The sequence below is a fragment of the Methylobacterium sp. E-012 genome (genome assembly GCF_057836545.1).
Map to the genome: position 1 here is coordinate 1185480 of NZ_JBYQEY010000001.1, position 26745 is coordinate 1212224.

17 protein-coding genes and 2 pseudogenes are annotated in these 26745 nt (G+C 63.3%); 10 read left to right on the forward strand and 9 right to left on the reverse strand.

Going from position 1 to position 26745, the window contains the following annotated elements; genetic code table 11:
- Positions 1-40: 40 nt before the first annotated feature.
- The gene (locus AC3IF1_RS05620; protein WP_489216427.1) at positions 41-2044 is read right to left on the reverse strand and encodes a putative bifunctional diguanylate cyclase/phosphodiesterase; all 2004 of its coding nucleotides are present in this window, start codon (positions 2042-2044) and stop codon (positions 41-43) included.
- A 355-nt stretch (positions 2045-2399) separates the two neighbouring features.
- On the opposite strand from AC3IF1_RS05620, the gene AC3IF1_RS05625 reads away from it, so the two are divergent.
- Both AC3IF1_RS05625 and AC3IF1_RS05630 read left to right on the forward strand, forming a co-directional pair.
- Positions 2400-3467, forward strand: coding sequence for a class I SAM-dependent methyltransferase (locus tag AC3IF1_RS05625; RefSeq protein WP_243969339.1), 1068 nt, complete (start codon positions 2400-2402; stop codon positions 3465-3467).
- A gap of 149 nt (positions 3468-3616) precedes the next feature.
- Positions 3617-4297, forward strand: a complete 681-nt coding sequence (locus tag AC3IF1_RS05630) for an OmpW/AlkL family protein (RefSeq protein ID WP_489216429.1) — start codon at positions 3617-3619, stop codon at positions 4295-4297.
- Here the strand turns inward: AC3IF1_RS05630 and AC3IF1_RS05635 are convergent.
- The 6 genes and pseudogenes from AC3IF1_RS05635 to AC3IF1_RS05660 all read right to left on the reverse strand — a co-directional run bounded on the left by AC3IF1_RS05635 (position 4294) and on the right by AC3IF1_RS05660 (position 11857).
- A pseudogene (locus AC3IF1_RS05635) lies at positions 4294-5237 on the reverse strand (transposase family protein). The gene AC3IF1_RS05630 and the pseudogene AC3IF1_RS05635 sit on opposite strands and share 4 nt — an antisense overlap.
- A 79-nt stretch (positions 5238-5316) precedes the next feature.
- Positions 5317-7734: a bifunctional diguanylate cyclase/phosphodiesterase gene (locus AC3IF1_RS05640; RefSeq protein ID WP_489216431.1), complete on the reverse strand. Its 2418-nt coding sequence runs from the start codon at positions 7732-7734 to the stop codon at positions 5317-5319.
- A 624-nt stretch (positions 7735-8358) separates the two neighbouring features.
- The gene (locus AC3IF1_RS05645) at positions 8359-8856 is read right to left on the reverse strand and encodes a DUF892 family protein (protein WP_243969346.1); all 498 of its coding nucleotides are present in this window, start codon (positions 8854-8856) and stop codon (positions 8359-8361) included.
- A 40-nt stretch (positions 8857-8896) separates the two neighbouring features.
- Positions 8897-9184 carry a hypothetical protein gene (locus tag AC3IF1_RS05650; RefSeq protein WP_243969348.1) on the reverse strand — a complete coding sequence of 96 codons (288 nt, stop codon included), beginning with the start codon at positions 9182-9184 and terminating at the stop codon, positions 8897-8899.
- Positions 9185-9289: 105 nt separating this feature from the next.
- Positions 9290-10534: an MFS transporter gene (locus AC3IF1_RS05655; RefSeq protein WP_243969350.1), complete on the reverse strand. Its 1245-nt coding sequence runs from the start codon at positions 10532-10534 to the stop codon at positions 9290-9292.
- A gap of 18 nt (positions 10535-10552) precedes the next feature.
- Positions 10553-11857 carry an MFS transporter gene (locus tag AC3IF1_RS05660; RefSeq protein WP_243969352.1) on the reverse strand — a complete coding sequence of 435 codons (1305 nt, stop codon included), beginning with the start codon at positions 11855-11857 and terminating at the stop codon, positions 10553-10555.
- Between the two features lie 23 nt (positions 11858-11880).
- On the opposite strand from AC3IF1_RS05660, the gene AC3IF1_RS05665 reads away from it, so the two are divergent.
- The 6 genes from AC3IF1_RS05665 (at position 11881) to AC3IF1_RS05690 (ending at position 19453) form a co-directional block, all read left to right on the forward strand.
- Positions 11881-13089 carry a glycosyltransferase family 2 protein gene (locus tag AC3IF1_RS05665; protein WP_243969354.1) on the forward strand — a complete coding sequence of 403 codons (1209 nt, stop codon included), beginning with the start codon at positions 11881-11883 and terminating at the stop codon, positions 13087-13089.
- Positions 13082-13585 carry a DNA polymerase ligase N-terminal domain-containing protein gene (locus AC3IF1_RS05670; RefSeq protein ID WP_489216435.1) on the forward strand — a complete coding sequence of 168 codons (504 nt, stop codon included), beginning with the start codon at positions 13082-13084 and terminating at the stop codon, positions 13583-13585. Before AC3IF1_RS05665 ends, AC3IF1_RS05670 begins: the two co-directional genes overlap by 8 nt.
- Before the next feature lie 14 nt (positions 13586-13599).
- Positions 13600-14742 carry an acyl-CoA dehydrogenase family protein gene (locus tag AC3IF1_RS05675; protein ID WP_243969357.1) on the forward strand — a complete coding sequence of 381 codons (1143 nt, stop codon included), beginning with the start codon at positions 13600-13602 and terminating at the stop codon, positions 14740-14742.
- Positions 14739-15368 (forward strand): class I SAM-dependent DNA methyltransferase, encoded by a 630-nt coding sequence (locus AC3IF1_RS05680; RefSeq protein ID WP_243969359.1) that lies wholly within the window; start codon positions 14739-14741, stop codon positions 15366-15368. Before AC3IF1_RS05675 ends, AC3IF1_RS05680 begins: the two co-directional genes overlap by 4 nt.
- 289 nt (positions 15369-15657) lie before the next feature.
- On the forward strand, positions 15658-17235 hold the full coding sequence (locus tag AC3IF1_RS05685) for an ABC transporter substrate-binding protein (RefSeq protein ID WP_243970060.1): 1578 nt from the start codon (positions 15658-15660) through the stop codon (positions 17233-17235).
- 25 nt (positions 17236-17260) lie between these two features.
- Positions 17261-19453 (forward strand): N,N-dimethylformamidase beta subunit family domain-containing protein, encoded by a 2193-nt coding sequence (locus AC3IF1_RS05690; protein WP_489216438.1) that lies wholly within the window; start codon positions 17261-17263, stop codon positions 19451-19453.
- 18 nt (positions 19454-19471) lie between these two features.
- Here AC3IF1_RS05690 and AC3IF1_RS05695 read toward each other — a convergent pair whose 3' ends face one another.
- A complete protein-coding gene (locus AC3IF1_RS05695) occupies positions 19472-20770 on the reverse strand; it encodes an aspartate aminotransferase family protein (RefSeq protein WP_243970051.1) in 1299 nt (432 codons plus the stop codon).
- 482 nt (positions 20771-21252) lie between these two features.
- On the opposite strand from AC3IF1_RS05695, the pseudogene AC3IF1_RS05700 reads away from it, so the two are divergent.
- Positions 21253-22190, forward strand: a pseudogene (locus AC3IF1_RS05700) (IS630 family transposase).
- A gap of 773 nt (positions 22191-22963) precedes the next feature.
- Here AC3IF1_RS05700 and AC3IF1_RS05705 read toward each other — a convergent pair.
- Positions 22964-24628 carry a porin gene (locus tag AC3IF1_RS05705; RefSeq protein ID WP_489216440.1) on the reverse strand — a complete coding sequence of 555 codons (1665 nt, stop codon included), beginning with the start codon at positions 24626-24628 and terminating at the stop codon, positions 22964-22966.
- A 435-nt stretch (positions 24629-25063) separates the two neighbouring features.
- Between AC3IF1_RS05705 and AC3IF1_RS05710 the strand changes: the two genes are divergently transcribed.
- Positions 25064-26734, forward strand: coding sequence for a nuclease/transposase family protein (locus AC3IF1_RS05710; RefSeq protein ID WP_489216442.1), 1671 nt, complete (start codon positions 25064-25066; stop codon positions 26732-26734).
- Positions 26735-26745 lie beyond the last annotated feature (11 nt).

Consider the following 26745-nt stretch of genomic DNA (forward strand, 5'->3'; position numbering starts at 1 on the left):
CGCTTTTCGCAATGGGCAATCTATATGAGAAATCTGACTTTTACGCGTTGGCCGATGTAATTGCCGGTGTTCGCGCAGCTGTATTGTCTAGCAGTTTGTGACTAAGTTCATGACCTGGCATTGGACGCCCGAGATAGTAGCCTTGAAATAGATCGACACCAAACGAGGAGACAAGTTCGATTTGTCGAGCCTCTTCGACACCTTCAACAATAGTTTTCTGCGCGCAGGTGCTGACGAGATCGATGATATTTTTCAGGAGCTTTTCGCCACGGGGTGTATCGCAACTTTGCACAAAAAAACGATCGATTTTCACCATATCGAATCGGAGTTCACTGAGGCATGTCAAGCCGGCAAACCCCGTGCCGAAGTCGTCCAGCCATACCCGGATGCCCGACGCGGAAAGCTGCTCCATCAGCTTAGCAACTTCAGGGTTGCCGCTGATCTGCCCGCTCTCGGTAATCTCCAGGGCCAAACGTGATGGTTCGATGCCCGTTGTTTGAACGATCGCTCTAACAGTGCTCACGAAATTGGGATCGTCGATTTGCCGCGCGGAGATATTTACGCTGACGACAGGCAGGTTCGGTTCGGCGGCGAGGAAGCGACAGGCTTCCCGTAGAATCCACTCCCCCATCTCGAGGATGACCCCCGTACGTTCAGCGACAGGAATGAACGCTTCCGGTGAGATCGAGTGCCCTTCAGCATCTTTGAGCCGCATCAGCGCTTCGGCCGCCCATACGTGGCCCACCGATATGTCAACGATGGGCTGAAAGACTGCAGAGATGCGCCCATCCGCCAAAGCCGATCGGAGGTTCTCGGCGCTGAGTTCGTTGTCAGCGCCGTCGTCGAGCATTCGTTTGTCGAAAATCCGCACGCGGTCGCGGCCCTCGTCCTTTGCGGCGTAGAGCGCTAAGTCCGCCGCAGTCACCGTGCGCTCGGGTTTTTCGCCCGCGATGTCCGTGGAATACGCTGCGCCGATGCTGACCGTGACTGATGATCTATGGTCGCGACGTGCCGTATGGGGGATGCAGAGTGTCTCTACCGCGTGACGAATTTCCTCCGCGACGGCGTGAACTTGTTTGGCTGAGCTAACCGATAGCAGCGCAACAAATTCTTCTCCGCCAAAGCGGCCGAGCGAACATTTCTGACGCTCGGCGACCTCGCCCATCGCCTTGCCGAGCGTGGCAAGACAGCGGTCTCCCTGTTGATGCCCGTAACGATCATTGTAGAGCTTAAAGAAGTCAACGTCGATCAAAATCACGCCGAACGGTTCGCCAAGTTCGACACTTTTATTCCAAAGATTTTGCAGGATGCCGTCGATCGCGCGTCGATTGGCTAAGCCCGTCAGCGCGTCCGTCGTCGATAGGCGGTAAAGTTCTTCTCCACGGTGAAGCGCCTCCCGATGACCGATTTCGGCTCGACAAGAGTTTAAATAGACACGAAATCTCTCGCGATTGTATTTGAAATTCAGGAATAGCGTCAACAATAAGCTGAACGCGTACAGTGATCCGAAGCAAAATATGTAAGCCCAATTATTAGCAAATTCAAATGCCCATGCCAGAAATGTAAATGCGATCAACCCGGACGAGATTAGGGCGAGCTTAAAGCTCAGATCAAAGAATAAGTTAGAGACCAACATGAATATCAAGCCATACCCAGCATAGTACAGCGTCGCGGTTGTGTCAGAACTTTGTGTAGCTAAATACAGCCAAGCGGCGAAGCCAACGTAGATGCCCAGCGCGGACTGGTATTCCAGAATTTGTGTATCGACCTTGTTTCGGACCTGCATTACGATCGCGGCGACATATAGCCCACCGATAGCGAAGCGAAGCGTCAGCGTATAGGGGAGCATGTCACGGATGAGGACGGCGTCGATCGCGCCGAACGCGATGTAAAGCAGCCCGACCCATTGACAGGATTGGCTCATGGCTATGCGCACTGCTTGCTCATGCGCAATTCGAAATGACCGATGCAGCTGAGGCGAGCGGCGTTGAAACCAGCACTTCCTCAGTTCGTCGTCGAGTTGATCGAGCGTTGCGATGCTCATAGCGGCCCCGGCCTTCCGCAAATGCTCTACCAGGGTTGCGTCCCAAAATTCTTAATGCCTCGGCGGCTCGGGAGCGTTCATCGTTTGGCGAGTGCAGCCAGCCCCTATGGTTCAAATTTGACGAACGTGGTTAACCATCGCATTGCCTAGGCGCGCGGTGGCGTACGTCGCTCTACGGTCCCGCCCCGCAGGCCACTTCCTCGTGTGAGGCGAGTCATCGAAACGCATTGGTCTGCAGCGATCAGGAGGTCGATTATCTCGAGTCCTGTGCGTCATGCCCATGGACAAAGCTTAACCATTGGTTAAGCTTAATCCGGCGCCGAGCGGTCTCGGCGTCGGATCGGGGTGGTTCCAGATGGCCAGTAAGGGACTTCTGCTTTCGCGTGAACGCGAGGGCCTGCAAGGCTTTGTCTCGCTTCAAGGTTGGGAGCTCACACAGGAGGGAGCCACCCGGATCCCGGTTGAACTGCCGGAAACTCTTTATGCGGTCGTTGGCGATGACGTCCGTGCGGCGCTGACGGGACTTCTCGCTCTCGCGACTCCAGATAACTACAGCCGGCTGACGCAGGCCGTTATTGATCTACTCGGTCTGCTCAAGGAAACGTTTAGCGATAAGACGTGGCAAAACGCAGTACTTCCGGCGGCTCGCACCCATACCCTCGCCGGTCTCATCCACGAATGTCCGTTCACCCACCATTCTTTTACCAGGCCACGCGGATATCCCGGTGACGCCGGGCTTCTGGACTTTGTCTATCGCCATCCCGCTGCGCGGCCTGCACAAGAGGCGGCGTCGGACGCCGGGCGCACGGTCATGACCTCGACGGTCGACGTGACGGCCTGCGAAGCTGTGCGACTCCGGCGGTCAATCCTGGCTGGGAAAATCGATGATGCCGCGCTACGGCGAGATCGACCGCGGATCCTTGCCGTAGCCAGTGGCCATCTGCGTGAGGCAGAACTCAGCGTGGCCTTGAAAGAGGGCCGGATCGGGCGTCTGCTGGCGGTCGACCAAGATGCTACAAGCCTCGCCGCCGTCGATGGCTATCGCACCTCGATCTCTGAAGTGATCGAGACCAACCCGAGCACAGTTCGGGCCATTCTTGCCGGAAAGACCGATTTGGGCCGGTTCGATCTGATCTATGCGGCGGGCCTGTACGACTATCTCGACGCACGGGTCGCTGCACGCCTGACACGCGCCCTTTTCGAACACCTCGACCCCGGCGGGCGGCTCTTGATACCCAATTTCCTGTGGGGCGTCCCCGAGGAAGCCTATATGGAGGTGTTTATGGATTGGTACCTCCTGTACCGGACTCGCGACGAGATCGAAAAATTCGCCGAGGAGATTCCACCTACCACTGTTCGCCGGATGACCTACTCGGAGGACGGCACGGGCGTCATCGGCTACCTCGAAGTTGAACGAGTCTAAGGCCTCTTGCGTCCGGCACTGTGAATGCTCCGATCTCGATCCCCGTCGGCTCCGCGGGGGTACATGTTGCCCCCGAAAAGCGAAGCACGGAATTAAACGCATCGAAAGATTGAGTGTGGCAGGTTTCTCACCTACGGTGAGAGGGTGTGATGCAAAACGGGGCGCTCGCAGCTAGCCTGGTGTTCACAGCAGTCGCTACGGCTGCGGCGGCGGCGGATCTCGCCTCGCCGCCGCCACAAGTCGTACCAATGAGCTGGCTACCGTCCTTCTATGTCCATGTCGGGGTCGGCGGAATCTTCAACGATCCCAAAGCACGCATTAATCTGGCCGGCACACCTGTCGCGGGAGGCACGGTAAGGATCGACGATCGCGCGACCTTTGCGATCGAAGCGGGATATTTCGTAGCCCCCGCAATTGCCGTATCGGTTAGCGGCGGTGTTCCACCAATCTCGAAAGTCGAAGCCGCCGGCACCTTGGCCGGCCTTGGCCCTGTCGGAAAAACCGAGGGTGGTCCGGCCGCGGCAACGGTGCACTACCACTTCTTCGGCCTCGGCGCATTCCAGCCCTACGTGGGAGCAGGTCTCGCCGCCCTGATCGTGTTCGGCGACGAGGATCGTCTTCTGCGTCGCTATCGAACCGACGATGCAGTCGGACCCGTGATCCAGGCGGGCTTCGATCTCATGCTGGACTCGCACTGGGGTGTCTTCTTCGACGTCAAGAAGGGGTTCCTCGCGACCAACACCAAGGGCTACCTCTTTGGTGTACCTGTCCGTTCTAACGTGAGCCTGGATCCGGTCGTGCTACACTCGGGCTTGACTTACCGTTTTTAGGTGTATGTTCCCATGTTGCGGTGTGACGGGTTGATTGCGAAGCGATTGGGCTTTTTCGCCCAGATGTTCAGGATGAACTCGTTGTGTGTCAAGCCGCGCGGGGTCTTGAGACTACGAGCATGGTACCAAGCATCCAGGAGCAGATGCAGATGCGTTCGATGCTAAGGATGTCTATCGTAATGGTAGCGCTTGACCGAGGCGTCCTTGATCGTTTGTTTCATTCGCTCGACTTGCCCATTGGTTAAAGGATGGTTAACGTTGATCAGACGGTGTTCGATGCCATGCTCGACGCAGACACGGTCGAAGATGTTGTGGCTATCGTAAATGTCCTGCGGGCGTGACGTGATCTGAACACCCTTATCTGTGAGCACAGTATGGATGTGGTAGGCGGCAGCTTCGATGAAGTCGCGCAGGAACTTGACGGCTTCCATCTTGCTTGCGCTTTGAAAGGTTCGCGGGAAGGCAAACTTGCTGGTTCGGTCATTGGTCACCATTAGCCTGAGCGGACCCTAGGTGTGCACACCTCGGCGACGTCGATCTGCACATAACCGAAAGAACTATCTCCGAGGCGCTGTTCCTTGGTTTAAGGCCGTCAATCTCGGGCGGTCGGCTGACGCCGTGCCGCTCCAGAAAGCGAAGCCTCGACGATCGGGTCAGGAGCGGGATCGTCGGCTGCAGACCGTAGAGGCAGTCGTCGAGCGGGAGAAGTGTGACGTCGAGAGACGACGATGATCGCCGCCTCAACTGTGAGCACGGTGGGGCGCGGTTCCTTGGGGCTCATCCGCCCATCCGCTGTGCTCGCCCGCTTGCGCCATTTCTGAACCGGCGTTGGGCTCACTACGTAGCGCTTCACCAGCGCTCTTTCGCTCTCCTAACGTAGTTCGATGGCACGACGGACTGCCTCCGCCGTGGTGGCGCTTCCATGAAGAATCCATCCAATGCACAGCCCTCGCTGCATGGTAGTCAACCGTACCACCGCATTACGGGATCAAACACCGGGCGTTAGAGGTCTGGTCAGCTCAGGCCATGGCCCGCATCGACGGCTCGGCGAACAAAGCCCTTAATCGAGCCCGATCCAGTTCCGATACGCCCAGCGTCGCCATCGGTCGCGCGAACAGGTAGCCCTGCATCTGCTCGCAGTGCAACTCGCGTAGGATCGCAAGCTGCTCGACGGTCTCGACCCCCTCGACCGTGACTTGCAGGCCGAGGTTGTGCCCAAGGTTTACGATCGCCCGGACGATTGCCAACGTGTCTGCGTGTTGGCCAAGCCGGCGCACGAACGACTGATCGACCTTGATCTTGTCGAACCGGAACTGCTGCAGGTAACTCAGCGACGAGTACCCGGTGCCGAAATCGTCGAGTGCTAGGCGGACGCCCAGGCCGCGCAGTCGCCCTAGGACCGCGACCGCCGCGGATGCATCCTGGATGAACACGCTCTCAGTGATCTCGATCACCAACCGTGCGGGTTGGAGGCCATGCTGTGCCAGGGCCGCCGCGACCAGCGCCGGGACGTCGGTTTGCCGGAACTGGGTCGGCGAGACGTTGACCGACACTCGCCATGGCTGCGGCCAAGCCGCCGCCGCCGCGCAGGCGGTGTCGATCACCCACGCGCCGATCCGCCCGATCAGCTCCGTCTGCTCCGCCACCGGGATAAACTCGGCCGGTGAGACGAAGCCGCGCTCCGGATGCTGCCAGCGGATCAGGGCCTCGAAGGTCTCGATCTCGCCTGTACGAGCGTTGACGATCGGCTGGTAGAACAGCCGCAGCTCGTCGCGATCGATCGCCCCGCCGAGCTCGTGTTCGAGCAGCTGACGTGCCTGCAGCTGGGCATCCATCGCCGCCTCAAAGAAGCGCACCGCACCCCGGGCCTCGTCCTTGACGCGGTACAGGGCGGTATCGGCCGCGCGCATCAGCGTCTCGGCCGTGCTGCCGTCCCCGGGGTAGAGGGCGACGCCGGCGGAGGCGCCGATCTCGACGCGACGGTCATCGATCAGGAAGGGGCGACGCAGACCCTCGACGAGGCGACTGGCGATATCCGCCACCCGCTCGGGCGCGCGCGTGCCGGTCAGCACCACCACGAACTCGTCGCCGCCGACCCGGGCCAACGTGTCGGTCGGGCGCAGCTCGGTCAGTATGCGCTTGGCCACATGGACGAGGAGCGCGTCGCCGGCGGCGTGGCCGTGCAGGTCGTTGACCGCCTTGAACCGATCGAGGTCGAGGTAGATGACAGCGACGCCGGTCCCGTCCAGGGCGGCGGCCTCGATCGCCGGGCCGAGGCGCTGCCCCAGCAGATAGCGGTTGGGCAGATCGGTCAGAGCGTCGTGTAAGGCGAGGTGACGGATACGCGCTTCGTCGCGCTTGCGGTCGCTGAGGTCGCGCAGGGCGACGGCGGTGGCCGGCTTGCCGCCGAACTCGATGGTGCGGCAGGATAACTCGACCGGGACATGGGTGCCGGCAGCAGTGCGAGCCTCGAACTCCTCCGGTCGCAACTCTTCGGGCCGGCAGCGCGAGCGCCGGAGCAGCCCTGGAGCATCGCTCTCCGCGAACAGGTTTAGAAGTGGTTTGCCGATGATCTGCTCGGCCGGTGCCGCGAACAAGCGTGTGCCGGCTTGATTGATCTCCAGCATGACCCCGTCGCGATGGATGAACAGCACCTCGTGCGCGAGGTTGCTGAGCAGGCGCATGCGGTCGAGTTCGCGCAGAGCACGCTGCGACAGGTGCTGCTGTAGGGCCAGGGCGACCACGCCGGCGATCAGCACGGCGAGGCTGACGGCAGCGACCGTCAGGGCGAGCGGGGTCGAGCCGAGCACGTAGCTCTCACCCGCTCGCGGCGCCATCGGCGCGACCGTGACGGCGGTCATGCCGGTGAAGTGCAGGCCGCAGATCGCAAGCGCGAGCCAACCGGTGACCTCGGTGCGGCGGCCGAAATTCGTCAGTGCGCCAGCCCGTGACAGAGCCAGGATGGAGAGCGGGATGCTGACCAGGATCGAAGCGGCGACGTAGGCGGGGTCGAACAGCACGAGGCTGGAGGCGGTCATCGCGCCGACGCCGAGATAGTGCATACCGGTGATCGCCAGACCAAGTACGGTGCCAGCCAGGGCGACACCGAGCGGGGCGGCGGACAATCGCCGCCACAGACAAAGAGCGGCGAGCGAGCCTGCGATAGCCACGACGATCGATGCGGCGGTGAGGTTGACGTCGTAGGCGACCTGCGCCCCGGGCCGGAACGCTAGCATGGCGACGAAGTGCAGCGACCAGACGCTGCCGCCGAACAGGGTCGCAGCCGCCAGCAGGGCGCGCAATGGCGGGCGCCCCCGGGCATCGACACGTGTCATCAGATTAACGGTTGCGAAGCATCCGAGCGCGCAAATGATTGCGGAGAGTGCGACGAGGCGCAGGTCGTGCTGATGAGCGACGCAGGAGAGGACGCGGGTCATGGCCAGCTCGGTCGCAACGACGACGCGTGTTCGTCTAATCGCGTCGTAGCGCGGGAATGCCTACCGTTTGGTCAGCAATCTAATTGAAATCAAGCTGTAGTTGAGCGCCGGTTAAAGGCGCCTCGGAGTTTCAGAGGGTCTTGAGCCACCTGAAGGCGGTGGCCGACGAATCCGCCAGCAGCTGCGGAGAGAGACCGGCTGGCGGCGACGAACGGGTAGGTAGGATTTTTCCGGGCACGCAGAACTGAACCGACCACCCCTCTGACGATGACGGTCATGCTACCGACGGCCACCGGGATTGTGGAGAGCCCCCAAACCTGAACAGATGATCAGGATGGACCCACTGCCACGCGCTCAACCGGGAGCGGACGCGATTGAGCAGCGGGGCACGCACCATCAACGACAGATGACTGCATCAGTGCCTGGCCGCTTCGATGTCTGCCTTAGAACATCGGACTACTAAAACCAGACAGGCCGCTTTCGGCCAGACTACGCAGCACCAGATCGTTAAGTCCTGCAAAACCGGCTGTTCGGCTCTACGTTCATCCGAGCCATTTCTCTTGCGCCCTGCTCGGTCCCGCCGCTCGATCTGATCACGGGCTGGCGGGTGTGCGTGTAACCGAGCTACGCGGATTTCCGCTCAAGATAGGCATGAACGATGCTGGGCAAATTGCTCCCGAGCCAATCGCCCATCTCCTGCTCCTCCTTCATTGACTGTTCGAGCGTCGACTTGTCATCGCCGGCGCCAGCCGCCTCGGCAAGTGTGAGTAACACCTTGTAAGAACTGATCTCGTAGGCCTTGAAGCCGATAGCCGCGAGGACGTTCTTCAATACCTCGTCGCCTGCGCCGGCATGAGTGAACCCCGCCACCGTGGCGATCGCGCCCGTAACCGCCTCCTTGAGCAACGACTTCTTCGATCCGTGCTTTTCAAGCAGATCGTCGAGCCGCGCAGCCTGCGTGACCGACCGTTCATGGTCAGCCTTCATCTTCAGGTGCAGATCTGGGTACGCCTCCATTCGAGGCAGCTCGTTCTGGATTGTACCGATCGCTTGGGTCTCAACCGCGTGCTGGTTGCGCAGCCCATTCAGGTAGGTGTCCATCGCCCGCTTTACGTTGCTCATACCTTCATCCTTGTCTGAACGAAAAAGGGTTGGTGCAGGCTCAACAATTGTCGGCGCCGGGCTTTACGGGCTGACCCTCAGGGGCCTTTTTCGAACCGTCATCTTTCGTCGCCGCGCCGACGTTGTTCATCGCGCCAATCGTGCCGGGAGACTCGCTCTTGGCGCCGGGGGTCACCTTGGCAGTCGTGCCGCCATCGACATTCGAGCTGGTGTCTTTGCCAGTAGCCGCATTTGTCGTCGTGCCAACATTGCAAGGCGCTGCAACAGCAAGGCTTGCTGATAGCGTGAGCAACGTGGCGGCGGCTGCGATTTTTAGGGATTTGGACATTCGTACTCCAGACTCTCAAGCCTGAGGGAAGGGGATTCACTGATCGTTGTTCCGGGTACCCCCGTGTGACAACTGTTCGCGTAGAGAACTCATATCTCTTCCGCTTCAATCTCTGTAACCTCCACGACCAGGGGGAAAGCGCGACGCAACGTCTAGCGAGAGTTCTGAACCATCGCGTTGGGTCAGGCCGGAGGCGAGCGGCAGCGCCAGAGCGCATAGCGCCGCCATGGCCCAGAACGCGCCGGCTCCGAACGCGCCGTAGAGGAAGCCGGCCGTCGCAGTCAGAACGGCCGAGGCCAAGCCGAGGCCCAGCGTGCCGTAGAGCGTCTGCGCGGTTGCTGCGAGGCGCTCTGGGACGACCGAGGCGATCAGGCGCATGTTGGCGAGGTGCAGCAGCGCGAAGGTCAGCCCGTGCAGCGGCTGAACGAACGCCAGCACAGGGACCGCAGCCGTGGTCGCCATGGCCGACCACCGTAGCACGCCAAGCCCAGCAGCCATCAGCGTGGCTCGCGCAACGCCTAGGCGCGCCAGCAGCCAGGGACCGGCGAATACGAACACGAGCACCTCGGATGCGACCGCCTCCGACCAGAGCAGGCTGATCGTGCCGGGTCCGATGCCCGCCTCGCGCCAGCGGATCACCGCGAAGCCGTCGTTCAGGGCATGGCTGCCGATGACCAGGGCCGCCACGAGGAGCATCCGGCGGAACGACGCTGAGGCGAGAAGCTCACGGATGCCACCGAGGCCGAGGCTCGGCCGCTCCTCTTGTGGATGGGCAGCTGGAACGCGGCTCGTTGCGACCGCCATAGCGAGGAACAGGATGCCGCTCGACACGATGATGCTCGCCAAGCCGGCTTTGGCGACGAGCAGGCCGGACACTAGGGTTCCGAACACGAAGGCCGCCGAGCCGGCACCCCGGACCCAGCCGTAGGAGAACGTGCCCTCCCGCTCGGCGGCGGTGAGCGCGAGCGCGTCAGCGAGCGGCGCTAGAGCCGCGATAGCGCTCGCGTGCAGCACGCTGACCGCCAGCAACGGCCAGAAGCCATATCCTGTGAGGTAAACGAAGGAGATTAGCCCAGCCGCGGCCGCGGCAACACCGAGTACGGCCCGGGTCGCGTCGTAACGGTCGGCGAGGTGACCCGCGACGGGTGCCGCGGCGAGGCGCATCAACGTGCCCGCCGCGAGCACGGCACCGATCTCCCCCGGTATCAGGCCGCGCTCGCCGAGGAAGCTCGGAAGGAACGGCGATTCCGTCCCATAGGCGGCGTAGAGCGAGCCCTGAAGCAGCACGAAGGCAGGGAAGGAGCTCGTCAGGACGCTAGCCCAAGCCTTCGCTCCCGTTCGAACAACCATGATGCATGCTCCGAGCCGTCACACCGGCTCGGCAGACGCCTCGCCAGTGTGCCCCGGGGGAGCGCTCGTGCCCAGGAGGCGGCGGCCTACCGTCCACACGGCCAAGCCGATGCCCGCGACGGCTGCCAGGGAAAAGAATGAGGCCGCGAAGCCGAAGTACTGCGCGACGAGGCCGGCGAGCAACGGGCTCACGGTCGCGCCCGCACCGTAGGCGGTCATGACGCCGCCAAGGCCGGCTGTGGCGTGACCGGAGCCCTCCATCATCTCGGCCACGAGAGCCGGAATAGCAACGCCGCCCAGGCCCATCGCCAAGCCTTCCAGCACCTGCACCGGGATGACCAGCAGCCAGGAAGTGGCGAACGCCGCGAAGATGCCGCGAACCACGACAAGCCCCAGGGCGATGGTGAGTACGCCGGCGTGCCCACGCCCCTTCGCGACGCGCGCGGCGAGCAGCGCAGCCCCAACCATCGTGACCTGCGAGACGACGGTCATCACGCCGGTGGTCAGGCTCGGATCGGCGCCCGCCGCGGTGCGTGCCTGCGCCAGGAACGGCAACATGGCGCCGTTGGCGGTTTGATATGCGAACACGGTGGCCGCCAGGATCAGGAGCGGCTTCGTCTCGAAAAGCACGCGCAGCGTCGATCGCTCGTCCTGCTCACCGCCGCGCGCCGTGCCATGGTCGATGCTGCTCTGGTCTACCGTCAGCAGCACCCCACACGAGGCGACCGCCATCACCACAATGGCGATGGAGACGTAGCCGAGCCCAAGGGTGTAGCCGAGCACGCCCGACAATGCGGCGTTCGCGGCGTTGCCGGCGTGGTTGTACGCTTCGTTGCGCGAGACCCGGTGGCCGTAAGCTTTCTGTCCGACAATGCCTAGCGTGATCGCCGCGACGAGGGGCGCGATGCTGGTGTCGGCGACACCGATGACCAACTGCGACAGGCCGATCAGCCATAGGCTGTCGGTGGCGATCAGGGCGACGGCGCCCAGGGCGATGGCGAGGACGGCGGCTGCAAGGGCCGCCCGCTTGTACGTGATTCGGTCGATCAGCGCCCCGACCGGCGTCGTTGCGAGCAGACCCGCGAAGCCGGCGAGACCCATGGCGAAGCCAGTGGCGGCGGGGTCGAAGCCCTGCTTCTGCAGGTACACGCCGAGGAAGGGCCCAAAACCTTCGCGTGCGCCGGCTAGGGCGAAATTTAGAGCACCGAGGTTAAAAGCTGGCTGCATGTGATCCGTGTCAGGTGCGGCAACGTCGCCGGATAAAAACTGGCTCGGCCCCAGAACAGGAGTGCCGCGCGGCAGGTTTGCGTGGTGCCGGCGCATAACCCGGCTCGCCGGAGATATTCGTGCTGACCGAGCAAGAAGTTGTGGTTTCACTTGTCGATCAAGGAATGCCGAACCAGGCCCTCAGAGCGGTGGTCGCCGTTCCAGTCTTCAATGAAGCCGAACGCATCGGACATTGCCTGCGCGCTCTCGACGGTCAGAAAGATCTTGGGGGAAGCGGGCTTGGCGTCCTGCTGTTCCTGAACAACTGCACGGATGGCACCGCCCATGTGGTCGCAGCCCTGCGCACGTCGGTGAGTCGCCCGGTTCGAATAATCGAGCGAGCGTATGCCGAGGCGAATGCGGGATGGGCACGGCGGGAGGCCATGGAGGCCGCTGCCGCGTGGTTGGAGGAGAGCGGTACGCCGGACGGCGTCATCCTCACGACCGACGCGGATAGTCGGGTCCCGGACGATTGGGTCGCCCGCAACCTCGCCGCCATCACGGAGGGTGTCGATGCCGTGGCCGGCCGGATTGCCCTCGACGAGGCGGATGCCGCGCGCCTACCCGCATCCTTGCACGCGCGCGGTGCGCTGGAGGGCGCCTACGAGGCGCTGCTCACGGAGCTCGAAGCACGGATCAATCTGGTCGCGCACGATCCCTGGCCGCGGCACTGGACGACCTCGGGCGCGACCCTCGCCGTCCGCTTAGCCACCTATCGGCATGTCGGCGGCATGCCGCCGCTCGCGGTCGGCGAGGACAAGGCCTTCGTCTCCTCCCTGCTGTCGAGCGATGCGCGGGTCCGTCACGACCCAGAAATCCTCGTGGTGACTTCCGGACGGCTCGATGGGCGCGCGCCCGGCGGGGCTGCCGACACGATGAAGCTGCGCTGCGAGGTGCCCGAGAGCCCGTGCGATCCGCGCCTGGAGCCGCTGCCGCGGGCTTTGTTCCGGTTCGCCTGGCGTCGCCGGATGGGTCAGTTACGGGCCTCGGGACGCCTCGGTCGCACGGCGCTCTGGGCCCCATGGCTCGGCATCCGGGGAGATGTGGCGGCGACGATTGCTGACCTCGCCACGCTGGGCGCCGTTCTCGCTGCGACGGAAGCGGCAAGCCCCATGCTCATATATCGCCCGCTGCGGCCTGCCGAACTCCCCCGACAGATTCGGCGCGCCCGCGCCGTCCTGAACCTGCTCCGCTCCGGGCGCCAAGTCTTCAGCCGCTTGCACATGTCGAAGTCTGTAGCGGTGGAGGGCGCCGCCCAATCTTCGGCGGAGCGGGCGGGCCATGCTTAAGCCCCTGGTCTACTGCGTCCAGAACCACGCTGCACGCCGGTTGCATCATGATTTCCGGCTGGAGATCGGCGTTGCTGTGAAGGGTTGGGCGATTACGCGCGGCCCGAGCCTCGTCGCGGGCGAACACCGCCTCACCGTCGCGGTCGAGGATCTTGCCCTGGACGATGGTGATTTTGAGGGTGTGATCGCAATGGGTCACCACGGGGCCGTCCTCATGCTGCTCTGGGACCGTGCGACCGGGGAGCCGGACGGCGACTGCGCCGCAGCCCTCGCAACGGGGTCGGCTGCCTTAATTCTGCAGGGGGAAAAGCTAATCGGCCGCTGGTGTCTTGAGCGCATGAAATCTCGGCTCTGCGAGGGGCATGTTTCCTGGCTGCTGGTGAAATCGCACGGCGCCGCCGCACGCGAGCGGAGCGATCCGGATATCTTGGAGGAGCAGCCGCGCTCGGTCCTGACCGGCCGCACGGTCAAGGACATCGCCGCGACTGCGGCCTAATGGGAGGAAGGCGCATGGACCAGATCACCCCAGCAAACCTGGCCTACGACCCCGTCGCGGCCGCCAGGCAGGTGGCTGTCACCGCGACCGGGCGCGCAGGTGAACAGGACCAAGACGAAGGCTTCCCGGTCGAGGACATCGCTGACCTCGCCCGCCTGGGCCTGCTCGCCGCGCCGATACCTTCCGACGACGGTGGCGTCGGCCTGGGCGAGGAACTGGGCACGTGCCAGCTCGCGGCGGTGCTGCGCCTCGTCGGTTACGGCAGCCTTGCGCTGGGGCGGCTCTACGAGGGACACGTCAATGCGCTCCAGCTCGTCGCCCGGTACGGCGATGAATGCCAGCGCGCGCGGCTCTTCGCCGACGCCCTTGACGGCCACCTGTTTGGGGTCTGGAACACGGACTTGCCCGGCAATTGCCTACGACTGGGGGAAGATTGCCGGCTTCGCGGCGTGAAGACCTTCGCGTCAGGCGCCGGCTTCGTCACCCGCGCCCTAGTAACAGTCAAGCGCGAGCCCGGCGCCTCGCCGTTGATGCTGGTTGTGCCGCTGAAGGCCGGCAGTCGCGCCGATCTCTCGGGATGGCATGCCCACGGCATGCGTGCGTCCGCGACCGGCACCGTCGATTTCGAGGACATCGCCGTGAGCGATGACAAGATCCTGGGCGGGTGGGACGACTACCACCGCCAGCCGACCTTCTCGGGCGGCGCGTGGCGGTTCGCTGCGGTGCAGCTCGGCGGCATCGAGGCGGTGTTCGACGCTTGGCGAGGGCACCTCTCCGCGACGGGCCGCGGCGGCGACCCACACCAGCTCGCGCGCCTCGGCGAGGGCGCCATCGCGGTCGAGGGCGCCCGGCAATGGGTCGAGCGTGCCGCTTTGACCGTCGCCGAGGACGAACTTGCGCCCGAGCGCATCGTCGCCTTCGTCAACCTGGCCCGGCTCGCGGTGGAGAAAGCCGGTCTCGACGTTCTGCAGCTCGCTCAACGCTCGGTCGGCCTGCAGGGCTTCCTGCGCGAACATCCCCTTGAGCGGCTCTCACGCGACCTCGCCACCTACCTGCGGCAACCCGCGCCGGACCGGGCCCTCACCACGGCGGCGGCCGAGATCCTGACGGCCGACGGAACGGCCAGTGACCTGTTCACGCTGGGAGGCATCCTTTGACCCGATACGCCGGCACGTTGCCACCCAGCTATTTCGACGAACGCTACGCCGCCGACCCAGACCCCTGGCAGTTTCAAACGAGCGACTATGAGCGTGGGAAGTACGCCGCGACGCTCGCCGCCCTTCCGCGGGACAGCTACGTTAGCGTCCTAGAGATCGGCTGCTCCATCGGCGTACTTACGCGGCAGCTCGCTAGTCGGTGCGACGCGCTCATCAGTCTCGATCTCACCGAGCTGGCGCTCGCACAAGCGCGGGAACGCTGCCGCGACCTCGACCACGTCCACTTCGAACTCGGGCAGGTCCCCGGCCAATGGCCGGCAGGCTCGTTCGACCTGATCCTGCTCTCGGAGGTCGTATACTACCTCGACCTGGATGACGTGGCGCGCTTGGTCGAGCGTGTGCGCGGCAGCCTCGTCAATGGCGGGGACGTCGTGTTGGTGCATTGGACCGGTGATACGCACTACCCACTGACCGGCGACGAAGCGGCGGATAGCTTCATCGAAGGAGTGGCCAATTTCCTGCCGGTCACCCACCGCGAGCGGGCAGAAAAGTACAGGCTCGACGTCCTTCATCGCTGTATGAGAACATATGATCCTGCCCCACCTCCTGGAAGGAAGGTGAAGTAGGTAGCTGGTGCTCGATCCTGTTCAGTGCAATCTGACATGTTTCAACCACGTGACTGCAACACCTCTTCGGGAAATGCATGTCAGCTTCTCCAACATGCATTTCCCGAAGCGGACTGGCAGTTTTCGGCCAGTTGGAGACATCCATTCGGCGACGCGAAGCCGATGCCCAGGGTAGCGTCGAGATCAGGTCTGGCAGCGCCGTTCGTGTTTTGCGGGCTTGGCGGCTGATCGGCATGCTTCTTGTTGAGCGCTCGCGTAAGCGCGAACGAGGCAGATCATGATCATGGGGATGCGGCGGCGTAGGTTCCTCCAACTCGCCGGCGCGGGCCTCGCGATGCCCGCAGTCGTCCGGGCTGCTGGAAAGGACCGCGTGCTCCGCTTCGTCCCGCAGGCCGACCTCGCCCTCCTTGACCCGATCGTCACCACCGCCTTCGTCACGCGCAACCACGGCTTCATGGTCTTCGACACCCTGTACGGGGTCGACGACGCCTACGTGGCACGTCCGCAGATGGTCGCCGGCCACGTCGTCGAGCAGGACGGACTGCTCTGGCGGCTGACCCTGCGCGACGGACTGCGTTTTCACGATGGAGAGCCAGTGCGCGGGCGCGACGTCGTCGCGAGTCTCAAGCGTTGGGGCTCACGCGATCTCTACGGCTTCGACCTGATAGCCGCTATCGACGAGATGACGGCGCCAACCGACGATGAGGTGCAGATCCGCCTCAAGCGGCCCTTCCCAACCCTGCCCGACGTGCTCGGCAAGGCCAACACCAACATGCCCTGCATCATGCCAGAGCGCTTGGCGAAGCTGGACCCGTTCAAGCCAGTCCCCGAGGTGATCGGCAGCGGACCATTCAAGTTTCTCGCCGCCGAGCGAGTGCCAGGCGCGCGGAACGTCTACGAGCGGTTCGCTGCGTATGTTCCGCGCGAGGATGGGACCCCAAGCTTCCTCGCGGGTCCGAAGGTCGCTCACCTTGATCGCGTGGAGTGGCGCACGATCCCGGACGCCGCTACCGCCGCCGCCGCGCTGCAGACCGGCGAGATCGACTGGTGGGAGCAGCCAATCCCCGACCTCGTCGCGTCGCTCGCCCGCGACCGCGACCTGCGCACCGAGGTGCAGGACGAGGCGGGTTTCCTCGGCCTGATGCGCGTCAACCACCTCCAGCCGCCGTTCAACAACCCCGCCTTACGCCGGGCCCTGCTGATGGGGCTCAGCCAAGCGGACGTGATGACGGCGGTTGCGGGCGACGACCCGAAGATGTGGCGGGACGGCATCGGCTACATGACCCCGGGGCCGATGACCAACGACGCGGGGATGGAGCGCCTATCCAGGACGCCGGACCTCGCCAAGGCCAAAGCCGCCGTGCAGGCGTCGGGCTACCGGGGTGAGCGCGTGGTATTCATGGCGCCGACCGACTTTGCCAGCATCAACGCGATGAGCGAAGTGACGGCCGACATGTTCCGGCGCATCGGCCTCAACGTCGACTACCAGGCGTTGGATTGGGGCACCATGGCGCAGCGCTGGGGTTCAACGCAGCCCGTCGAGGCAGGCGGGTGGAGCGCCATGTGCACCTTCACGACCGCGGTCAGCACGATCACCCCGGCCGACAACAAGTTCATCCGCGGCATCGGCACCAAAGGCATATACGGCTGGCCGACCAGCACGGCGTTGGAGGCAATGCGGGACGAGTACCTCACGACCACCGACCAAACCGCGCAACTAGCGATCTGCCGTCGGCTGCAGGAGCAGGCCTTTGAGGAGGTGCCCTACCTGCCGCTCGGGATTTTCTTCCAGCCGACCGCGCGGCGCGGCACCGTGACCGGGCTGATGAAGGGTTTCCCGCTGTTTTACAACGTCCGCAAGGCGTGACGCGGCGGGACCGAAGGGTGACGGAATGAGCGACGTGGCGCCGGCTGAACTACCCGTTACGGGCTACCTGTCCCGCTTCTCCGGGCGGCCCGGCGACACGCTCTTGGTCCACGTCAGCCTGCGTGACGGGGGTTCATACCGAGCGCAGCTGGAGCGGATCGTCTCTGGCGACCCGAACCCGGACGGTCCGGGCCTTCACATCGAGGATCTGTCCACCTTCTTTGACCGGACCGTGCCCGGACGCCGACAGCCGATCCGGTCCGGGTCATACGGGCTGGTGCCGGCCGGACCGGACCGGGATGCGTCCGCGCCCTGTACGTGGACCGCCGTCGTCTGGGTGGCTCGGCAGGGTGACACGCGCGCCGTCCTCTCCGAGGAGGACGACGATCATGCAGTCGTCCTCTCGTTCGGCCGAGCGGGCGCGACCGCTTCGATGCGGTGGGCGGGCGGCCGCGTCGATCTCGCCGCGGATGTCCCGATCCAGCGGCGGCGCTGGTACCGGATCTGGCTCGCCGCCGACCCGCGGACCGGCGCGCTCACCCTCGGGCAGCGGGCGCTCGATGGCGGCGAACCAATCATCCGGCGCGCCGACGATGCCGGGCTCGCGCTTCCCGCCGGGGGGCCTGTGCTGTTCGCGGCTGAGCGGGCAGCGGAGCCGGCGCGGCACTTCACCGGCAAGATCGAGGCACCGGCGATTTTAGATGGTCATGTGGCCGACTGGCTCGACCCTGGCCGCCTCCCCGAAGACGTCACGCCACTCGCTCTCTGGGACTTTGCGCAGGACATCGGCGGGACCGGGCTCATCGACACCGGGCCCCAGGAGCGTCACGGCCGCGCCATTAACCTACCCACCCGCGGCGTGGTCGGGGCGTTCTGGAGCGGGCGCGAGACCTGCTTCCGCCACGCGCCCAACGACTACGCTGCCATCCACTTCCACGACGACGACCTTGATGATTGTCGGTGGGAGCCCGACTTCGAGCTGACGATTCCCGACCTGCCGAGCGGCGCCTACGCCCTGCGGCTGACCTGTGCTGGTGGGGAGGACCGCCTGCCGTTCTACGTCCTGCCGCGCCGGGACGGCCCGCGGGCGCCGATCGCGTTCCTGGCCTCAACCTTCACCTACCAGGCCTATGCCAACCATGCGCGCGGCAACTTCGACGACAGGCTCCGCGCGCTGGCCGCCGCCTGGGGAGCCTCACCCTACAACCCGGACGACTTCCCGGTCTACGGCCGCTCGACCTACAACCGCCACGCCGACGGCAGCGGCATCGCCTTCTCGTCCCGCCTTCGGCCGATCCTGACGATGCGGCCGGACTACCTGACCTTCGATGACCCAAAGGGCTCCGGCCTGCGGCATTACCCCGCCGACACGCACCTCCTCGCATGGCTCACCGCCAAGGACTTCCCGTTCGACATCGTCACCGACGAGGACCTCGACGACGAGGGCCCCGACCTTATCCGGCCCTATCGGACGGTCCTGACAGGTTCGCACCCGGAATATCACACCCCGGGCACGCTCGACGCGCTGGCGGCCTACACGGGCAGCGGCGGCCGCCTCGTGTACCTCGGGGGCAACGGCTTCTACTGGCGCATCGCCCGCCATCCCGACATGCCAGGCGTGATCGAGATCCGGCGCGCTGAGGGTGGGATCCGGGCCTGGGAGGCCGAGCCCGGCGAGTACCACAACGCCTTCGACGGCGCGCTGGGCGGCTTATGGCGGCGCAACCGTCGGCCGCCGCAGTCGCTGGTCGGCGTCGGCTTCTCGGGCCAGGGATTGTTCGAGGGCACCCACTACCGCCGGCTGCCGGCCTCGTACGAGGCCGCGCACGCCTGGATTTTCGAGGGGGTCGAGGGTGAGACGATCGGCGGGTACGGCCTGTCCGGCGGCGGGGCGGCGGGGTTCGAGCTCGACCGGGCCGACCACGACCTCGGCACCCCGGAGGACGCGGTGATCCTCGCGGTGTCGGAGGACCCGCCGAGCTCGTTCGTGACCGTGCCGGAGGAGATGCTCACGCACGTTTCGACCATCTCGGGCGAGGAGCCTGAGGAGCTCAAGCGGGGCGAGATCGTCTACTTCGAGACCCCGTCCGGGGGGGCGGTGCTGTCGGTTGGTTCAATCACGTTCTGCGGTAGCCTCTGGCACGCGGGTGCGTTCCAGGGCCAAATCTCGCGGCTGCTGGAGAACGTGGTCCGGCGCTTCTCGCGCGACGAGCCTTGAGGGGCGCAACAAGAAATTTCACGGGACGGCGTCGGCCTCGTCCAGACGCGCTGCGGCCGCGCGGTAGGCCGCGCGCGTGTCGGCCACATCCCGTTCGTCGTGGGCGAGTGAGACGTACATCTTACCGTCGCCCTTCAGGATTCCACCCGCCCGCAACAGGCCGTTGAGCTGCCGTGCGCGCACGGCATCTGCCCCTGCCATGCCTCGATGATCCGTCACCCGCGACGTCGTGAACAGCGCGTCGAACATCGGCGGCTCGCCCACCATCGTGATGGCGTGCCCCGCCTCACGCAGCGCCGCCTCAACGCTGGCCCAGATGGCACGCCCTGTCGCGAACAGGTGCTCGTACGCTCCCGGCTGCTTCAGGAGCGCCAGGGCGGCCAGCCCCGCCGCGGCAGCGATGGGGTTGCCGCTGAGCGTACCGATCTGCGGCGTGAAGCCTTCCGGCTCGACCCGCTCGCGGTCGAAGTGCGCCATGATCTCGGCTCGGCCAGCGATCGCCGCAAGCGGGTAGCCGCCGCCGATCACCTTGCCCAGCGTGCACAGGTCGGGCGTGACGCCGTAGTAGGTCTGGCCTCCGCCGTAGGAGAGGCGGAAGCCGGTCACGACCTCATCAAAAATCAGCACGATTCCGTACTCGGTAGTGAGGTCGCGCAGGCCCTGTAGGAAGCCGGGCGCGGGCGGGATCAGACGCTGCATCGGCTCCACGATCACGCCAGCGATCGCGTCGTGGTGGGCGTGGATCATCTCGCGCGCCGCTGCGAGGTCGTTAAATGGACACACCAACATCTCGTCGAGCAGGCCGGGCGGAATGCCGGCTGTGTCGGCGACGGCGCGCCCAGTGTTGTTCTCACGTGCGGACCACAGGCTCATCAGGGCCCAGTCGCTCATGCCGTGGTAGCCGCCCTCGAACTTAAGGATCTTGGGCCGTCGCCGATGGGCGCGGGCGAGCCGCATGGCGTAGGCGTCGGCTTCGGTCCCGGTGGAGACAAAGCGGACCTGCTCGGCGCAGGGCAGCGCTTCGACGATCTCGGCCGCGAGCCGGATGCCGGGTTCGTTGTTGACGAAGAAGGTCGAGCCGCGTTCGACTTGTTCCAACACGGCGGCGTTCACGGCTGGGTGGGCGTGTCCGACGAGCATCGGCCCCGACCCGAGCAGGTAGTCAATGTACTCGTTCCCGCTGACGTCCCACACGCGTCCGCCACGGCCTGAGCGCACGACGATCTCTCCGGCCATGTTGCCGAAGTTGCCCCCCGGCAGGACGCGTCGCGCGATCTGGACGAGCGACTGCTCCTCAGCGTTGGTCGGCGTGTTCAACCTGCACTCTCCGGGGCTATCGACGTCGCTGCCTGGCTGCACTGTCGCATCAGGAGGCCGACATCGTGAGAACACGTGCGCAGGGTTCGTGCCAAGGCGAGGGCTTGCCTACCTCGGCTGAATGGTCATGCGCCCGAATGCGGATCGGCGTGGAGCCGTCCGCGTAGGGAGCAAGTGTCCGGCACTCCTGAACCAACTGCGTGGCCGCGGACCCGTGATCTGCCCGCCCCCCGGCTTCGCGCCGTCAACCGACATCGGCTCGCTTCCCGAAACCGGCCGTTCGGCTTGGCGCCCATTCCCGCCGTTCGAACGGTTGCGCCGGTTGCCGAGAAGCGGACATCGCGAGAGGCTGACGAGGCAACTTTTGCTCTGGGATGTCTTATCCCCGAGTGGCTAGAGCCGTGTCCGGTTGGGTTGAATCGTTGGGAGTAGCGGGCAGTCTGCGGATCCGATTCGATGTTAGACTTTCCGAGGAGGTCGGGATGCCGTCAGCGCTATCGGTGGATCTGTGTGATCGCGGCGATCGCGTCGGGAGCTTCGCGCCGACAGGCGGCCAAGCGCTTCGGGGTCGGCCCTTCCAGCGCGATCCGCTGGCTTGAACGCTTCCAGGCGGAGGGCGCGATCGCACCCCGGCCCTCGTGCGGTCAGCGACCCGCACCGGCCATCGAAGCGCACGCCGAGCGGATCCTTCAGATCGATCGGGAGCGGCCGCAGACCTTCCTGCACGAGGTGCGTGATATCCTGGCCAAGCAAGGTGTCCGCATAAGCGTCAGCGGGCTGTGGCGGTTCTTTGCCCGGCATCGGATCACCCGTAAAAGAGGCTGTCTATACGGCCGAGCAGGACGTGAGAGCCGCACGCGAGGCGTGGTTCGAGAGCCAACTCGACCTCGACCCCGATGCCGTCGTCTTCATCGACGAGACGGCGACCGCCACGAACATGGCCCGCACCTACGGTCGGGCTCCACGCGGCGAGCGCTGCCGGCTCCTCGCGCCCCAGGGCCATGACAAGACCACCATCATCACCGCCGCCCTGCGCACCAGCGGCTTGGTCGCCACCACCCTGTTCGACGGCGCCACCAACGGCGCGCGCTTCAGCGCCTCCGTCACCGACACCCTGGTCCCGGTGCTGAAGCCGGGTGACACCGTCATCCTCAACAACCTGCAATCCCACAAAGTCGTCGGCGTGCGCGAAGCCATCGCGGCGACCGGCGCGCGGCTCCTCTACCTCTCGGCCTACTCGCCCGACTTCAACCCGGTCGAGCAGGCCTTCTCAAAGGACAAGGCTCTACTGCGCACTGCCGCTGCCCGAACCGTCCCCGACCTTTAGGCGGCCATCGCCCGGGCCTTCGCAGCCTTCAGCCCAGCTAAATGCCGCAACTACATCGCCGCCGCCGGATACGACGCTTATGACCCAACCTAAACGGCAACAGCTCTAATTCCACCACGAGGCAACTCATCGCGGATGGCGTGATACGAGCGCTGATGCAGCGCACCCGGATCCGAGCCCGCGTCCGTGGCCCCCCGCCGTCGGTGAGCATCGACGACGTACGACGCAAGCTCAAACGACAGGGCGGCCGATGTGCCGTGACGAGCCTTGAGTTTCGGTATGTTCACAACGAAGCGCAGGATACTTCAGCAATCCGTTCGGCCTCAGCCTTGACCGTCTGAACAACGCTGAGGGCTACACCGTGTACCTCGACGAGGTCCCCCAGGCCGTCGACCACGCGTAGGCCGACGCCGCCGTGCGGTAGTACGCCACGGTCCGCCGGGAGCACCCCGGCCGATGGAGGCCCACAACCTCCCGCTCGTCCACGCCCTCGTGGGCGTCGCCTGGGCCAGCGAAGAGGCTCAGCTCCAAATCACAAACCCGACGGTACTTGAAGCCCTCCGCGACACCGCCTGAGCAGCTGCGCAGGCTGCCGGCCTGGTCGAACGACATCAGCTCGATTGGCTGACCTCGTGCCAGCGTAGGCTGATTGCAGACTAAATAAACCACCTATCAGTTTCGCTGCTGCAGCATGCCATGCAACCACGATCTGAGCGGGCAAATCAAAAATGCTTAGACCAAAATATATCGATTGAAGGAAATAATAAAAAAGCCCGGCACGATGGCCGGGCTTCCAGTTTTATATTGCACAGGTGCAAAACTCGGCACCGGATAGAAAGCCCCGGTGCCGTCATTCTAAGCGCGAACTAGAAATCGCGCTGGACGCGGAAGCGGATCTGCTGAACGGATTGTTGCGTCGCCGTGCGTACTGGGCCACCGGCATTGATGGAGGCAACACGCGCCGCGGTGTAAGCCGTCGGGTCCTTGTCGATGTCGATAACGCGACCGTTCTTAACACCGATCTGCGTGTAGAAGCCCTCCAGACCGATATCAAGATCCTTAACCGGGGACCAGATAAGGTTCGCACCCGCGACGATTTGGTACGTGTCACGAAGCGCCTGGCTCAGGTTGTAGAACCGCGAGCCGGGGTTGCCGATCGCGTTCTGACCGAAGGACTGCGTGCCGGTTGGGTTAAGCGCATTGTATATCAGGCCCTGACCGTATCGCGCCGATGCAGCGTAGTCCATCTCACCGTAAGATCCAAAGAACGCCGAGCGCCACTCCGGGCTCCAATAGTGGAGATAAGACGCGGTTACCGTGAAGCTGCTGGACAGTTGCAGCTGCCCCGTCACGGGGTTGACAGTTGCATCGTTGAAGTACTGCTGGAACTTCGAGCCCTGCAACGTCCCGGCCGTCTGCGCGTAGCAACCGGTATAGGAACAGTAGCCCGTGTACATCTGTGCCCCCTCGGCATAGGCGCCCTGGAGGTACAGAGCATCACCTGGGGCGATGAACGGTGCGTTGATCTTCAAGCCGCCCTGGACCGCCCAGCCATACGGGCTGTTGGTGTGAGCTGGGGCAGTAACGGCGCCGGCGATTGGAGTGTTGTTGATGTTGCCGATGTCGATCTGGTGCGAAGCCGCCGACAGCTGAGCCGAGCCCCAGGCCTGGTCGATGCGCGCGACACCGACGAAGTCGGGCATCTCGTTGCGCTGGATGACATCCACGGACTGGAAGGCCGTCGACGAGGCGAGCAGCGCACCTGCGGCGTTACGAACGAAGATCGGTGTGGGAACATTGGTGACGCCGAAGTTCGTCACCGAACCGTTCGCGGCCGTGACGGTCGTCGAGAGCGGCGAGAACACGTTGCTTCTGCGTTGGGTCGGGTCCTCGATCGATATCGTCGCCGAGAAACCGTTACCGAGAGTGGCCGTGTAGGCAAGCAGGTTGGTCGAGAAGACGTCCGAGCCCGTGGTGGCGCCGGCGAACTCGAAGTCGTGGGCGTAGAAGTCGAAGAACGACGAGGCGCGACCGGCGGTCAGGCCGGCGAACTGAATAAACGCTTTGTCGACGTTCATGAATTGCTGTGCGCGACCAAACTCGTCCTGACCCAGCGCTGCGTAGGCGTTACCGATGCGCTGTTGGGTGCCGGAGGTTCCACCGCCGTACGATCCACCAGTGCGCGAGCCAGCGTCGAGGCGCACGAAGGCGCGCAGGGTGCCGTAGGCGGTCTGGGTGCGCGCATCAAGGTTGATGCGCATCCGGCCTGCGTAACCGGCGGTGTCGCCAAGGTTACCGCCCTGCTGCCGCGAATAGGTGGTTTCGTAGCCGCCCTCGAACCGGGCACGGCCTGAGATGCGCAGACAGGTGTCAGTGCCAGGAATATAAAAGAAGCCGGCGCCGTAAGCATTACAGACGCGGACGTACTCGACTGGCAGGGCCTTCTTGACGGGCAGGTCGGCAGCGTGTGCAGCTCCAATTGCAGCGAATGCAGTGGCAGAGCCGAGCAAAGAGCTCTTCAAGAGCTTCATAGAAATCTCCAAAGCTTCGAGACCCAAATGCGACTTCGCCCGGTTGATCCGGATCACGTCACAACGTTCGATTTGGCCTGCGTCTTAACTGGCAGGCTCCTGCGGGCTCTCGCTTGGCGATGCCCCCGTGCCGGTGCAACATGGGCGAACACGAACTGACGAGCAACGCGAATCTAAGCCCGCCTTGGCAGTTCCAGCTTGATGTTGCCGCTTCGCCACAATTCGTAAAGGCTTCAGCCGGCTACAGGACTCTGACCGGACGGCGATGCTTCCTCCTTCAGCAAGGTTGCTTTTAAAGCGAGCAGGCTTAGATGGATTTTGAGCAAATAAATTTGCTTGCAAATGTGTAGCTGCGCCTCGAAGCTCTTTTGCTGCCGCTTATAATGTGATCGGCGTTTCTGCATCAAGTTTGCAAATTTCTACCTAGGATATAATATGCGGTCTGAGGGTGATAAAGAATTCAAGATCACGACTACTGAAGTTGTGATACGTAAATATGGTCTACTGGAACCTCTCGAATGGTCAGAAGACTGTGAATTAGAGATGCGACTTATGGTGATTTTCTGGAACAATCTTGTTGCTATTAATGAAAAATATGTTCTGCGTTATCTCGATTGCATTTCATGTTGCCCAAATTTTTTGTCTCAAAAGATCAAGTATGACAACCTCATATCGAACAACGCCACTCCCTCCGAAGTAGCGGCTGCAAAGAAGTTGCTTGCCATTGCGCAGCAGGACGCCACCCGCCGTATGGCAGTCGAGCTTCGTGCTTTAGAGGGCCTTCGACGAGAGGATGTGAAAGTAGCTCGACAACATAGCGGCTTGTGGTGGGGCAACTATAACGCGATTGTCCGATCGTTCGAGCGCGCGCGCAGCGCCGCCATTCGGGGCGGCAATACAATGCGTCGGAGAACCGACTGGGACAATGGGCGTATCACAAATACGCTGCAGGGTGGTGCCGATATCGAAGCCCTGTTCGACGGAAGTTTGAGCCAAGTTACGGTCCGACCTCCATCGCCGGGTGCTTGGTCCGCAGAAAGCCGTGGCGAACGTCGTAGACTCCAACGTACGACTCTTTCAGCGACGGTCACCGTTCGGGATGGCGAGCGTCGGACTGTTACATGGCCAATGGTTATGCACCGCGCAATCCCTGCAGATTGTCGTGTGAAGGAACTCATAATTACACGCCGTCGAGAAGGCGTGCGGTGGAGATGGGGGGTAAGTTTCGTATGCACGCGGCAAAAGCCATGCTTACCGTCCCCAGCCATATCACAGAAAATCCTTGGTATTGATATCGGCTGGAGGCGCGTGCCTGAGGGGCTTCGCGTGGCAACAACCAAGACTTACAATGAACCGCCTCGCTTCATTGTAATTTCGCAAGATCTACTCCAATCTTTCGCTTTGATAGATGATCTGCGCGCACGTGTCCGCGCGAGTGTCCTTATTGGCCTGGATCTACTTCAACGCGTTAGCCCGCTTGCACATGAGCAGCCGTTTCAAGAGATGATTCGCGAGTACCAACTTTTGCCGGAGAAAATGGTCGTGCAATTGCGAGAGTTTAGTCAGGGACCTTTTTTTCTCGAGCAGCGCCCTGAAGCAATTGGGGCCGATTTACATAATTGGCGCAAAGAATTTATGCGACTCTCTATTTGGCTAGATAACCAGCAGAAAAAAGCGGTCGCTCGGCGAAATCATTTTTATCAAAATATCATCATTGATATAATTGATCAGGCGAACGGCGTTATTGTAAATGATCTCAAGCCGGGAGAAATTGCTGCTCGGAAACAACTCGAAACCGATAAATCGTTTTTTCCAAATCGTGCGCACTATTTTCGGAACGTGGCGGCGCCATCAGAATTTGTTCGGCTACTCAAACTTCAAGCTTTGAAGCGGGGTGTCGCCTTTACCAAGCGTGAAATTGCATCACCGGTTCCTTGCCCGAAATGCGGCTCGACTTCGCGTAAAACCCGTCCGGATGTAATGCCTCAAGTCTGCGCGAACTGTGCAGAAAGTTTCGACCAGGACGTTGCTGCATCCCAGGAGCTTCTAGAGCCACCCAGGCTCACTCGTGGATCAAAAAGATTTGCGATCGACAAAAAAGATTAATATATACTGGT